Annotated in this window: 8 protein-coding genes; 1 reads left to right on the forward strand and 7 read right to left on the reverse strand. The window is 36.7% G+C overall.

The window, feature by feature from the left end:
- Nucleotides 1–362 precede the first annotated feature (362 nt).
- The 3 genes from secDF to gyrB all read right to left on the reverse strand — a co-directional run bounded on the left by secDF (nt 363) and on the right by gyrB (nt 6,583).
- The gene (secDF, locus tag ZPR_RS17930; protein WP_013073181.1) at nt 363–3,353 is read right to left on the reverse strand and encodes a protein translocase subunit SecDF; all 2,991 of its coding nucleotides are present in this window, start codon (nt 3,351–3,353) and stop codon (nt 363–365) included.
- A gap of 162 nt (nt 3,354–3,515) precedes the next feature.
- Entirely contained in the window at nt 3,516–4,442 is a 927-nt protein-coding gene (mdh, locus tag ZPR_RS17935; RefSeq protein WP_013073182.1) for a malate dehydrogenase, read from the reverse strand.
- A gap of 200 nt (nt 4,443–4,642) precedes the next feature.
- A complete protein-coding gene (gyrB, locus tag ZPR_RS17940) occupies nt 4,643–6,583 on the reverse strand; it encodes a DNA topoisomerase (ATP-hydrolyzing) subunit B (protein ID WP_013073183.1) in 1,941 nt (646 codons plus the stop codon).
- Nucleotides 6,584–7,107: 524 nt separating this feature from the next.
- On the opposite strand from gyrB, the gene ZPR_RS17945 reads away from it, so the two are divergent.
- On the forward strand, nt 7,108–7,665 hold the full coding sequence (locus tag ZPR_RS17945; protein ID WP_013073184.1) for a DUF2911 domain-containing protein: 558 nt from the start codon (nt 7,108–7,110) through the stop codon (nt 7,663–7,665).
- A gap of 114 nt (nt 7,666–7,779) precedes the next feature.
- Here ZPR_RS17945 and ZPR_RS17950 read toward each other — a convergent pair whose 3' ends face one another.
- The 4 genes from ZPR_RS17950 to ZPR_RS17965 form a co-directional block, all read right to left on the reverse strand.
- Nucleotides 7,780–8,412, reverse strand: a complete 633-nt coding sequence (locus tag ZPR_RS17950; protein WP_041580103.1) for a 7-carboxy-7-deazaguanine synthase QueE — start codon at nt 8,410–8,412, stop codon at nt 7,780–7,782.
- A 65-nt stretch (nt 8,413–8,477) separates the two neighbouring features.
- On the reverse strand, nt 8,478–9,152 hold the full coding sequence (locus tag ZPR_RS17955) for a peptidoglycan recognition protein family protein (RefSeq protein WP_013073186.1): 675 nt from the start codon (nt 9,150–9,152) through the stop codon (nt 8,478–8,480).
- Nucleotides 9,127–10,518 carry a SusD/RagB family nutrient-binding outer membrane lipoprotein gene (locus ZPR_RS17960; RefSeq protein WP_013073187.1) on the reverse strand — a complete coding sequence of 464 codons (1,392 nt, stop codon included), beginning with the start codon at nt 10,516–10,518 and terminating at the stop codon, nt 9,127–9,129. Before ZPR_RS17960 ends, ZPR_RS17955 begins: the two co-directional genes overlap by 26 nt.
- Before the next feature lie 11 nt (nt 10,519–10,529).
- Nucleotides 10,530–13,712 carry a SusC/RagA family TonB-linked outer membrane protein gene (locus tag ZPR_RS17965; RefSeq protein WP_013073188.1) on the reverse strand — a complete coding sequence of 1,061 codons (3,183 nt, stop codon included), beginning with the start codon at nt 13,710–13,712 and terminating at the stop codon, nt 10,530–10,532.
- Nucleotides 13,713–13,869: the final 157 nt, after the last annotated feature.

Raw genomic sequence — 13,869 nt, forward strand, 5'->3', positions numbered from 1 at the left:
CAACCTGAAACCACGCTAAAAAAACGCTATTTTCATTGCTTTAATCTCTTTAGTTGCCAAAAGCAAAATACAAAATTTAGGATAGTTATAGCAGGCTCTATTTCTATATAGTAAATATAGCTACCAGCGAACTTTCTTCAATTGCCACAGCGGTTTGCAAGGGCTGGTAATATCCCTTATAGCTTCAAGTTCTTTCTCATCAGTTCTCCTTAAGAGTTTAATTACTTCCAAAAGTATGCTAAAAATATTTACGATGAATAAAGAAGGCTACTTAGACAGCTCTTACAAGATAAAAAATAGTGCAATAAAAAAGCCTCGCAGATTAACTCTGCGAGGCTTTTTTATTTAAAAGTTTCGATTAATTAAGCCGTAGCTTCTTCTTCAACCTTTTCTTCTTTATCCTGAATAGATGATTTCTTTTTCACACTATCAAACATTACAGGTGTTGCAATAAAGATAGAAGAGTAAGTACCAACTACCACACCAACGATAAGCGCAAACATAAATCCTCTAATGCTTTCTCCTCCAAATATAAAGATAGCAAGTAACACCACTAAAGTAGTTAAAGAGGTATTTAATGTACGGCTTAATGTACTATTTAAAGCAGCATTTACCGTTTTACCTAACTTCCAAGTGGTATGCTCATTAACGTATTCCCTAATCCTGTCAAAAACAACCACGGTATCATTCAGCGAGTAACCAATTACAGTTAAGATCGCAGCAATAAACGCCTGGTTAATTTCTAAACTAAAAGGCATAAACTTATAAAGCAATGAGAATACTCCAAGAACGATCAACACATCATGGAATACCGCTACAACCGCCCCTAAACTAAACTGCCATTTTCTAAATCTTAATAAAATATAAAGGAAAACTACAATTAAAGAACCTAAAACTGCCCAGAAAGATGCTGCTTTAATATCTTCTGCAATGGTAGGCCCTACTTTCATAGATTCCATAATACCTACAGTTTTGTCTGAAGAACCATTAATAAACTCATCTTCACTAAGATCTCCTGGAAGATAGGGCTGAAGACTTTCAAAAAGACCTTCCTGAATTTCTTCATCTATAGCAGTACCTTCTTCCTCAATTTTATAATTTGTAGTAATCTTTAACTGATTATTTGGACCAAAAGTTTTCGCTTCAGCATTTCCGAATCGTTCTTCCAATATGTTTTGTACTTCAGTCGGGCTAACATCCTGATCGAATCTCACTGTGTATGTACGCCCCCCAACAAAATCAACACCAAGGTTTAATTGCTGGGTCAATAAAGATCCTAAACTTATTACGATTAATATTCCAGAAATAATATAGGCAACTTTTCTTTTTCCAAGAAAATCAGTATTCATTCCTTTGAAAAGGTTCTTGGTAATTCCTGTAGCAAATTCTAATGACTTTCCATTTTTACCGTAACCATCGATAAATAATCGAGTAATAAAGATCGCTGTAAATAAAGAGGTAGCAATACCTATTAATAAAGTAGTCGCAAAACCTTTAATTGGTCCAGTTCCTAAAATCAAAAGGATAAAACCTGTAAGGCCGGTAGTAATATTTGCATCTAAAATAGAAGAAAGTGCATTACTAAATCCATCTTTAATAGATTCTGCCTGAGATTTCCCTTTAGCAAGCTCTTCCTTAATCCTTTCAAAGATTAATACGTTTGCATCTACAGACATCCCTATAGTTAATACAATACCAGCAATACCAGGTAATGTAAGTACGGCACCAAGACCTGCCAGGATTCCGAAGATAAACAAGATATTTACAATTAAGGCAACATCTGCAAAAAGACCAGCTTTACCGTAATAGAAAATCATCCAGAGAAGTACTAGCACTAGCGCAATACCAAATGACAGCATACCGCTATCGATAGCTTCCTGTCCTAATGAAGGACCAACGATTTCACTTGAAATAATCTCTGCTGAAGCTGGAAGTTTACCCGCCCTTAATACATTGGCTAAATCTTTTCCTTCTTCAATACTGAAATCTCCGGTAATTTCACTTCTCCCTCCAGAAATCGCTCCAGTAGAAACACCAGGAGCAGAATACACCACGTTATCTAAAACAATAGCGATTTGAGTTTGATTATTCGACGCATAGCCCGTCATTTCTTCCCAAATCTTAGCTCCGGTACCATCCATTTGCATAGAAACGGCAACACGACCTACCTGATCGTAAGTTTGCTGTGCATCGGTAATCACACTACCACTTAATGGTGGTTGATTTTCTCTATTTGATTTTAATGCGTATAATCCCGTAGCATTCGTTTCGTCATCTGGAACTCCCCATACAAATCTGGCGTAACGTTGTTCAGCAGGAAGAAGATTTCTAACCTGAGGCATTGATAAATAACTATTTACCTTTGCCGTATCCTGAACATTAAAGTAGGCTAAAACAGGACCTCCTTGTGCACCAGGGCCGATTACTAAATCAAATAAAGGATTATTGGTTTGTACGGCAGTACTATCTTCAGCATCCGCAAGTAAATCATCAATATCACTATCGGTTTGTTTAGTTGTATCTATAACCTCGGTCGCTTTCTCCTCTTCAGAAACCACATTCTTTAACACCTGATTTGCCTGCGCTAAGAAACCACCGAACTCAGTATTTTTAAATACATGCCAAAATTCTAATTGTGCTGTACTTTGTAATAAATTCTGAATACGATTCACATCCTTTGCTCCAGGAAGCTCTACCAGAATTCTTCCTGAATTCCCTAAACGCTGAATATTTGGTTGAGTAACACCGAATTTATCGATACGCTTACGTAAAACTTCGAACGCAGAAGTAATAGACTCGTCTACCTTTCTTCTAATAATAGGCTTAACCTGGTCATTAGACATATCATAAGTGATATCATCGCTTAAAGTTTTATTGGCGAAGATATCTGGAGACGCTAATTTAGCATCAGGAATAGCATCAAATTTCTCGAAGAAAATATCGATATAATCATCCTGACTGGTTACTGATTCTTCTCTAGCTTCAGTAAGTGCTTTATTAAAAGCAGGATCTTTAGAATCATTCGCCAGGCCTCTAATAATATCTTCTACAGAAATTTGCAGGATAACGTTTATCCCACCTTTAAGGTCAAGACCTTTATTTAATTCCTTATCCTTTGCAGTATTATAAGTAATCCCGGCTATAATATCCTTATTCCCAATGGAATCAAGATATTTCTGCTCGGCCTGATCTCTTAAATCCGAATAATTCTCTACACTCGCGTCAATTTTCTGAGCGGCAAATTCTTCTGCTTCACTTTCAACATTATTGGTAATGTATGTAAACGATAACTGGTAAATACACACTAAACCAAATAAAATTGCAAAAACTTTAATAAGTCCTTTATTCTGCATTATTCCTCAAATTATAATTATATAGGTCTTTTTTAAAAACGGACAAATATAGCGTTTCAATAATGAAATCCCAATAAATTCTTTTTGAAAATTTTAACTTTTAAACATAAAAAAAAGCCACATAATTTGTGGCTTTTTGATTTATCATCAAGCATTATATGATTACAGCTCTAATAAGCCGTTAGTCTTTTTAACACCTTCTGCACTCTCTTTAATTTTAGCTTTTTCCGCATCATCCAGCTGAATCTCCACAATTTTTTCTAATCCATCTTTACCGATAATAGCAGGCACTCCTATAGATATATCATTTAAACCATACTCTCCTTCTAAGAAGGCTGAACATGGAAAAATTTTCTTTTGATCGCAAGCAATAGCCTGAACTAATGCAGAAACTGCTGCACCCGGCGCATACCAAGCGCTTGTACCTAATAGTTTGGTTAAAGTCGCTCCACCAACTTTAGTGTCTTCTGACACCTGATTTAAACGCTCTTCTGAAAGAAAAGCTGAAACAGGAACACTATTACGAGTAGCTAGCCTTGTAAGAGGCACCATACCGGTATCACTGTGTCCACCAATTACCATCCCATCTACATCAGAAATTGGAGCTTCTAAGGCCTCTGCCAATCTATATTTAAAACGAGCACTATCTAATGCTCCTCCCATTCCGATGATTTTATTTTTTGGAAGCCCGGTAGTTTTATGTACCAAATACGTCATCGTATCCATTGGGTTACTCACAACGATTAATGTAACATCTGGCGAATGCTTGATAAGGTTACTTGCAACTTCTTTTACAATACCTGCATTAATCCCGATAAGCTCTTCACGAGTCATACCTGGTTTTCTTGGGATACCACTGGTAATTACAGCTACATCACTACCTGCTGTTTTAGAGTAGTCATTTGTACTACCTGTAATTTTAGTATCAAAACTATTTAAAGAAGCAGTTTGCATAAGATCCATAGCTTTACCTTCCGCATATCCTTCTTTAATATCTAATAAAACAACTTCTGAAGCGAAGTTTTTAATGGCAACGTATTCAGCGCAGCTAGCACCTACTGCACCAGCTCCTACTACTGTAACTTTCATTTTATGAATTTATCGATTAATACTATCCCAAAAATACGAATTATGAAAATGCTTTACTAATAAAGACCAGTTAAATACTTGGAGACTATAGGCTAAAATTATTTTTTCTGAGTTCATGCCCCAAAAAAAGGATTTATTTAAAATAACAAAGCCCCGAAATTTTCCGGGGCTTTGTTCAATGTGATAAAATATTATTTCAATTAAGCATCGATATTAGCATATTTGGCATTTTTCTCGATAAACTCTCTACGTGGTGGAACTTCGTCTCCCATTAGCATAGAGAAAATACGATCTGCTTCTCCACTATTATCAATTGTTACCTGTCGTAATTTTCTACGCTCAGGATCCATAGTGGTATCCCAAAGTTGTTCGGCATTCATTTCTCCCAGACCTTTATAGCGTTGAATCTGGATTCCCCCACTGTATTCGTCAGCAATTTCATCACGCTCCTTTTCATTCCATGCGTAACGCTTTTTGCTTCCTTTTTTCACTAAATAAAGTGGTGGTGTTGCGATATAAATATGTCCCTGCTCAATCAACTCTTTCATATATCTAAAGAAGAAGGTTAGAATCAAGGTTTCGATATGGCTACCATCAACATCTGCATCACACATAATTACGATTTTATGATAACGCAATTTGGACAGGTTAAGCGCCTTACTATCTTCCTCGGTTCCAATTGTAACTCCTAAAGCAGTATAGATATTCTTAATCTCTTCATTATCAAAAACCCGATGTGACATGGCTTTTTCCACATTCAGTATTTTACCCCTAAGCGGTAAAATTGCCTGAAAATTACGGTCACGGCCCTGTTTCGCCGTTCCACCTGCCGAATCCCCCTCTACAAGAAACACTTCACACTTTTTAGGATCCTGCTCTGAACAGTCGGATAATTTTCCAGGTAACCCCCCGATACTCATGGCTGTTTTACGTTGCACCATTTCACGGGCTTTTTTCGCAGCGTTACGTGCCTGAGCAGCAAGAATTACTTTTTGAACAATGGTTTTGGCATCATTAGGATTCTCTTCGAGATAATTCTCAAGCATTTCTGAAACTGCCTGAGATACCGCTGAAGTTACCTCACGGTTACCTAATTTAGTTTTGGTTTGTCCTTCAAACTGAGGTTCTGCAACTTTTACTGAAATAATAGCAGTTAACCCCTCTCTAAAATCATCTCCTGTAACTTCAAATTTCACCTTTTCAAGTAAACCTGAAGCATCAGCATATTTTTTTAAAGTTGTAGTTAACCCCCTTCTAAACCCAGAAAGGTGTGTTCCTCCCTCATGGGTATTAATATTGTTTACATACGAATGAAGGTTCTCGTTAAAGGTGTCGTTATAAACCAGTGCTACTTCAACAGGAATTCCGTTCTTTTCACCTTCCATGCTAATCACATCAGCAATAATCGGTTCTCTTGTTCCGTCCAGAAAACGAATAAATTCCTTTAGACCTTCCTCAGAATGAAATTCTTCTGAAAGAAATTCTCCTTTTTCGTCTTTTTCTCTTTTATCGGTAAGAACAATTCTTATCCCTTTATTAAGAAAAGCCAACTCTCGCATACGTTTCGCCAGAGTCTCGTAACTATATTCTAAAGTTTGCTGAAAAATTGAGGGATCAGGCTTAAAGGTAACTATAGTACCGCTAAGCTCTGTTTCCCCAACAGGTTTTACCGGGTACATAGGTTTCCCTATTTCATATTCCTGCTCCCAAATCTGGCCATCTCTATAAACTGTAGCTTTTAAGTGTGTAGATAATGCATTCACACAACTAACGCCTACTCCGTGAAGACCACCTGAAACTTTGTAAGAATCTTTATCAAATTTTCCTCCTGCACCAATTTTAGTCATTACAACTTCTAATGCAGAAACTCCTTCCTTTTTATGTAGATCGATAGGGATACCTCGACCATTATCCTCTACAGTTATCGAATTGTCTTCGTTTATATCAACTTTTATAGCATCACAGTGCCCTGCCAATGCCTCATCGATTGAGTTATCAACAACTTCATACACCAAATGGTGCAAACCTCTTACACCAGTATCTCCAATATACATCGAAGGTCGCATGCGAACATGTTCCATCCCTTCTAACGCCTGTATACTATCCGCCGAATACTTTTTCTCTTTGGCTTCTTCGCTCATACTATATCAATTAAGTTCTTCTCTTTTATGAATAACGAACAAATATAACAAAACGTTAATTTCTTTATACCTCTACCTGACAACAAAGCCTTTAAGTTATCAACAATTTGTGCAAAAAAAGCCCATGACACTATTGGGAAATCCCAGGCGTCACGGGCATAACAAACCACACGTTTACTTGAATATTTTTAAAACTTCACAGTGAATTGAACTAAACTAACTTAGAGTACGCCTCGGAGCATTTAATCCCGAATCGAGTAAACTAAGATTCAAACAAATTTATAAGCACAAACTTAAAATTCGGGAACGAATATCTACAATTACTTACAATTATTAAACCATAAAGAACATTTTAATTACATTTAAAAATTTAATCTACGCAATTAGAAAATCACGTAAACATATTTTCTGGTAATTCCCAAATTGAGTTTACCAATGTAACTTCTGTAAATTTTAACAGGTTATAAACAGCCTAATTCCCAGCAGCTATTATATTTACTCAAAACATAAATGATAAAAGTCTTATGAAAAAATTACTGATACTGACTATTTTAGGTTTTGGCCTTAGCTTGCCTTCTAGCCTTATAGCCCAAACACAAGGACCTAACTTTGCCAAGATGGACGTTAGTCCTATGGACATTGCCCTTTATCGCAATGATAATAATGAACCTGTTGCAAGGGTAATCTATAGCCGACCTCAAAGAAGAGACCGGGAAGTTTTTGGAAAACTGGTTCCTTACGGTGAAGTTTGGAGAACAGGAGCAAACGAAGCTACTGAAATCACCTTCTATAAAGATGTAATGATTGCTAGTGCAAAAGTAAAGGCAGGAACTTACACGTTATATTCAATTCCTAACGAAAAAGAATGGACAATAATTCTTAACAAGAAAACACTTACCTGGGGAGCTTACGAATATAGTGACGAACTGGATTTAGTAAGAATCAATGTTCCTGTTAGACAAATGCAAAATCCTATCGATGCACTTTCTATGGCCTTTGAAAAAGAAGGTAACAATACTGCAAATATACTTATTGGATGGGATAAATATTATGTAAAAGTTCCTATTGAAGTTGCAAAATAGTAGCAATAGTACCTAATCAAAAAACATGGTACAAGCCTCTGCCGGCAGTATCATCTCTTTTAAAAGTGCTAATAAATTAAAAAAGGCGCTCTGTTTAAACAGAGCGCCTTTTATTTAAGGTATATTAAGATATTTATGTGTTTGTAAGGACACTTTCCACTTTGGGTTTCGCATTACATAATCTACGATAAGCGGAATCATTTTTTCACGGTTACTCCATTCTGGTTGTAAATATAAAATACAGTGTTCCCCCACCTGAGCCGCCTGCTCTTCAGCAAACTTGAAATCATGCTTATTGAAAATAATTACTTTTAATTCGTTAGCTACTGGATAAATCTCTGGTTCCGGTAATTTTATCTTTTTAGGCGATAAACAAATCCAGTCCCAAATCCCTGTAAGAGGGTAAGCACCAGAAGTTTCTATATGAATTTGGCAGCCTTGCTTTTTAAGACTATCAGTAAGCGTAGTCATATCCCATGTTAAGGGCTCACCACCGGTTATTACAATAGTCTTACTGTATTTCAATGCATTTTCCACAATCTCACCCACATGTGTTGGTGGATGCAAACCGGCATTCCAGCTTTCCTTAACATCGCACCAATGGCAACCCACATCACAGCCCCCTATTCTTATAAAATAAGCAGCAGTACCTTTATGATATCCTTCTCCTTGTATAGTATAAAACTCTTCCATTAAAGGAAGCATAATACCTCTATCTACCAGCTCCTGTGTCTCTTCTGTAATCATAGCCTGCAAAGATATGTAATCTTTCACTTTATGATGCATGCCTTTTCGATAAATCTAAATCACTGCTATATCGCTCCTTTTAGATCAAGATACTGTGTTGCCTTCCTAACTTTCTTCATAAAATTTACCCCCGGGTCTATCTTATTTGTCCTATAATTCTCGTCCTTTTCTAACCATAGATTTGAATTTTCAAAAGTTTTATACTCATAATGCCCAATAAGATATTCTATCGTTTCATATTTTGCTTTCAAATATTCAACCAGCCAGATATTCGATTTTAATTGCGCTTTAGTTAAAGGCTTTTTTGCACCTCCTACATTTTCTACTCCTATAGCAACATGATTCAATCCAATAACATGTCTTGCCATCCAGGTCTCTGGCATCAATCTATAAATTTGACCATCTCTATCAATCAAAAATTGAATAGAAACATTTAACGTACTTGCATCTTTAATCTCAGTTCTCGCGTTCGGTAGATGTACATCGTCAAACGCATCAAAGGATTTTTTAAAGGAAGGAATGGCCGTCCAGTGCAAAACAATCATTCTAGGTGTAATAATTGGCTCTTTTTGCGCTATACCATAATGTTGCTCTAAATATTCTAAACTTAATTGCTTTCTCTCTTCTGTAAATTGAATTGGTTTATCAATAATTTCTTGCGAAAAAAGTATTGATTTTACAACAATATTAAACAGCAGAAAAATTATAATTGATCTATTGATCCCACCAAACTCGCCCATAAATTAAGTCTTCTCCGTTAAACTGCCTATTTACCGCCTCCTCATAGTTATCAGAATTATTGAAAGATTCATTATCAGGGTAACTTAAACGTAATGGGATTTCAGCTCCATTAGGAGTCGTAAAACCAGTTGGAAATCCTGTTCTCCGCCATTCAGACCAGGATTCGTAACCATGCATGTATAAATGGACCCATCTTTGGTTGGCTATACTTTCTATAGCGTTGTTCACGTCAAAGGCAACTTCTGGCTGGCTTAAGAATGAATCTACACCTTCACTACTTCCCGTCCACTGTAAAAATGACTGCTCTATAGCCATATTATAATTCTCTTCAGCACTTTCTCCAACCCAACCACGTGAAGCGGCTTCAGCAATTGCAAAATAAACCTGAGCAGCAGTGACAAGATAAACAGGAGCGTCCTGAGCATAAATAGCTGAACCTAAAAGAGAATATTCTTCTGTCCCTATCGCCTCTTCTTCCCCATATCTAAGCCCTACAAAATTATTATTCGCTCTTGCAGGATTTCCATACACTTCTAATCTTGGATCACCAAAAGGCAACATATGAGAAACCAGTTTCTCTGTTAACGCCCACCATTCTCTATTTTGGTTCACTACCTGTCCATACCAGTAATTCTGATTATTTGCTTCTGCCAAATGATTGTATACCAGATTATCAGCATTATCTAAAATTACTCCATCGCTCAAAGCTTCTGTGAATTCGGTTTGCCCAAGATCGGGATCCACTTCAGATAATCTTAAAGCCATAAATAACCTAATGGTATTTGCCAGCTTACGCCAGTTATCCATATTTCCATCGTATACAATATCGTTATTGATTTTTCCAGCCATCATCATAGAAGTAGCTTCTTTTAGTTCTTGAAAGAGATCTAAATAAATTGATTGCTGAGTATCATAAACTGGTGTAAAATTTTCTGATCCCATCAAAGCTTCTTTATAGGGTACATCACCCCAACGATCTGTAATATTCCAGTAAAAATAAGCTCTAAGAATTTTGGCTACTGCCACCTGATTATCCACTGGCCCTTCCGTAGAACTTAAATTCTCCTGATTATTTAAAACGGTTTGTAAATTTTCCAAAGGCCCCTGATAATAAGAATAAAAACTTGTACTTTCTTGTGGATACAAAGAAGTTCCTACATACTGTGTTTCTGCGAGATATTGAGCGAAAAACTCACCTCTGGGCGATGAGGATAGGCCAGGCAAATAAAGCTCTGCATTAGCTATTAACTGGGTACCTGAAGCCTGGCTGGGAAGATTAGGATTTATATTAATATCCTCGTCGAAATTATCACAACTCTGAAAAACCAAAGCCAGTAATAAAATACTATATATTTTTTTCATCATTTTTATTTTGCTTAAAACGTAATATTAAGATTGATTCCATAAGATCTAACGGTAGCCAACTGTCCCGACTCATACCAACTAATCGATTGTGATCCGGTAGAAATTGCCGAGGGATCAATACCGTCTGGCGCATTTTGCCAAATCATTGCAGGGTTACGCGCTATAAAAGCCACATTTACAGCCTCAAAAGGAAGCACCTCCATTATTTTTGCTCCAAAAGTATAGCCTAATCTTAATTCGCTTAATTTAATGTATGAAGCATCATATAACCACTCTTCATAAATCCTTCGACCTAACACATTCCTATAGTAAGAACGTGCATCTACAAAATTTTCTACTTGTTCTCCAGTTTCTGCTGAAATACCAGCTACTCGCACTCCTCCTCCATCTTCTAATGCATCTCTAACATTCATTCCGTTTTCATTGATTGCTACTGTTAAAGGATCCTGTCCCGTCCTTACCCCTAACATTTTAGATCGACTAAAAAACTGTCCGCCTCCCTGAAAATCGATCATTGCATTTAAGCTTAAGTTTTTCCATCTAAAAGTATTCTGAAAACCACCGGTAAAATCGGGCAAAACCGTTCCAAAATCATGAGTAGCATCAGTGTACAAAGGCATCCCATTATCATCGATCAAGATATCGCCAGTCGCTTCATCTCTTTGGTAAGCCTGCCCTACAAGACTCCCAAAAGGTTTGCCCTCATAAGAGTTCAGATAACTGGTCACACTAGAATAGGTTGTAGCACCATAAGTATAAACATCGATACCTGGAGCAAGCTCGACTACTTCACTTTTATTTCGGCTTATATTAAAAATCGCATCCCAGCTAAAATCATTGGTCTGAATTGGTTTTCCTGATAAGCTGATCTCTACACCATCATTTTCTATCAACCCTGCATTGATAGTACTCGATTCATAACCGCTAGCTCCAGAGACATCTAAGCTTATTATCTGATTTTTATTACGCTGCTTATAATATGTAAAGTTCAATCCCAGTCTATTTCCAAAAAAGCGCAGATCCAACCCTGTTTCATAAGAATGAGAGAATGAAGGTTCTATATCTGGATTATTTAAATTATCTGGAACATATAGCGTATTTATCCCATCATAAACAGTTCCTACTCCATAAGCCACTGTAGTTCTATAGGGACTTAGATCTGATCCAGCCTGGGCATAACTTGCTCGAAACTTACCAAATGACAGGATATCCAAATTTATTAGCTCACTAAATACCAAACTACCAGAAATTGAAGGATACCAGTACGAATTATTATCTTCTGGCAGAGCCGAAGAATTATCATTTCGAATAGAGGCATCCAGAAAATAAGTATCCAAATAACCTAAAGAAACCATAGCAAAAAGGCTACGTATTTGTTTCTCCAACTTGTACGATGTCGTAGATGGACGATCTATAGAAGCATCAATATTATAAAATCCAGGGGCAGAAAGCCCACCAACAGTTGCCTGCGATAGATACGAATAATTTCTATTAAATATATTCCCTCCCAGGGTTCCATCTATAGAAATAGTGCCAAACTTCTTATTGTATTGTGCCAGTAACTCATAATTCCATTCTTTATTTTGGTATTTTCCAACAGAGTAGGAAGGCACTCCAGTACCGCCAAATGCAGTACGATTTTCGATATTCTGAGTATACATATCAGACCGAATCGCTCCTCTTATCTCCAGTTCCGGCAAAATATTATAACTTAAAGTTACATCCCCAAAAAACCGATCTCTACTATCGTTCGACAAGTTCTCGTAGGCATTAAAATAAGGGTTATTCCAGTATAAAGGATTAAAATTCGTGATTTCACCGGTCTCTGAATCCGGTCTTCTTAAATTCCAGTGCAATATCGTACCATCATCATACCTATAATCTTTTAACCTATCCATATCAAGATTTCTTTGAAACCACTGGTTAAGATATGCTACTCCGTATTCTGAACCCTGCCCTGGTCTCTGCGCTTCATTTCTGGCATAATTAATAGTAGTAGAAACTGTTAGATTTTCCGCCAAATCCAAACTTGCATTTACCCCGAGGTTATTCCTATTAAGCTCTGTATTGGGTTCTACCCCTTCAATTCGGGTATCATTAAGACTTAAACGATATGTCGAATTTTCATTTCCTCCAGATACGGTTACTCCATTATTTAAGTTCACTCCCGTTTCATAATAATTTTCAACATTATCTGGGTGCGGTACAAATGGCGTTAACTGCCCATAAGTAGGATCTTGTGGATAAAAACTAAATACCTGGCGTACCGGCGTACCATCCATTCTAGGCCCCCAACTTTCATCTACGCTAAGGTCTACATAAGGATCGCCATTAGATAAAGTTCTAAATGACTGACTAGATCCTCCTCCATACATATTTTGCTTGGGAAGAAAATTACCTGCAAATTCAAACATCAAAGAAGAGTTTACCTGCACCCTAACTTCTTTTGGTCCTTTTTTACCTTTTTTGGTAGTAATCATAATCACACCGTATTGCCCCCTAATACCATACAACGCCGAAGCTGCAGGACCTTTTAAAACATTTACAGATGCTATATCACTAGGGTTTATATCCTGAGCAAGGTTCCCATAATCTGCTCCTGAACTCCCAGAGAAATTACTGTTTGAAATTGGTGTACCGTCGATAACAATTAATGGTTCATCTCCACCATTAATAGAATTTACACCTCTGATCTTAATTTTGTGGGTTCCTCCCATACTTGCCCCCGAGGAACCGGTTACCTGAACACCAGCTACCCTTCCCGATAATGTCCCCAATACATTTTGCTGATTTGTAATATTCAGATCTTCCCCTTCTACTTCTTGCGTGGCATAACCCAAAGACTTTTTATCTCTTGAAATTCCTAATGCCGTCACCACAACTTCATCAAGACTTTCGGTATCCTGAACCAAGCTTACATTTAATTCCTCCTGTCCACTAATTTCAATCTCCTGACTTACGAAACCAATTGCAGAAAATACCAATATAGCATTTGGCGTAACCTCTAAACTATATTTACCTTGCATGTCTGTAACGGTCCCATTATTGGTACCTTTTATAATAACATTTACTCCAGGTAAAGGCATATTATCCTCTGAGACTTTTACAGTTCCAGAAATAATTCGATTTTGTGCAAAAAAGGGAGTCGTTATCATAATGCTCATAAGAGCGAAAAGAATTAATTTTTTCTCCATTCCTTTTGTGTTAAATTTTAAAATTACAAAAAGAAATATACGTACTTTATGATTTTATTCACATTTATTATCAACAATAAAAACATTTTTAACAAAAAATGTTTTTAAAGCTAAAAAAAAATAACATTGCCATTTTAAACCGTTAAGATTCTAAAAA

Origin of the sequence: Zunongwangia profunda SM-A87 (genome assembly GCF_000023465.1) — a bacterium.
In the GTDB taxonomy this organism is placed as follows: Bacteria; Bacteroidota; Bacteroidia; order Flavobacteriales; family Flavobacteriaceae; genus Zunongwangia; species Zunongwangia profunda.

Excerpts from the sequence above, each read along its gene's own strand:
- ZPR_RS17950 (WP_041580103.1), bottom strand. The coding sequence starts at position 8,412 with ATGATTACAGAAGAGACACAGGAGCTGGTAGATAGAGGTATTATGCTT.
- ZPR_RS17965 (WP_013073188.1), bottom strand. The coding sequence starts at position 13,712 with ATGGAGAAAAAATTAATTCTTTTCGCTCTTATGAGCATTATGATAACG.
- secDF (WP_013073181.1), bottom strand. The coding sequence starts at position 3,353 with ATGCAGAATAAAGGACTTATTAAAGTTTTTGCAATTTTATTTGGTTTA.
- ZPR_RS17945 (WP_013073184.1), top strand. The coding sequence starts at position 7,108 with ATGAAAAAATTACTGATACTGACTATTTTAGGTTTTGGCCTTAGCTTG.
- gyrB (WP_013073183.1), bottom strand. The coding sequence starts at position 6,583 with ATGAGCGAAGAAGCCAAAGAGAAAAAGTATTCGGCGGATAGTATACAG.
- mdh (WP_013073182.1), bottom strand. The coding sequence starts at position 4,442 with ATGAAAGTTACAGTAGTAGGAGCTGGTGCAGTAGGTGCTAGCTGCGCT.
- ZPR_RS17960 (WP_013073187.1), bottom strand. The coding sequence starts at position 10,518 with ATGATGAAAAAAATATATAGTATTTTATTACTGGCTTTGGTTTTTCAG.
- ZPR_RS17955 (WP_013073186.1), bottom strand. The coding sequence starts at position 9,152 with ATGGGCGAGTTTGGTGGGATCAATAGATCAATTATAATTTTTCTGCTG.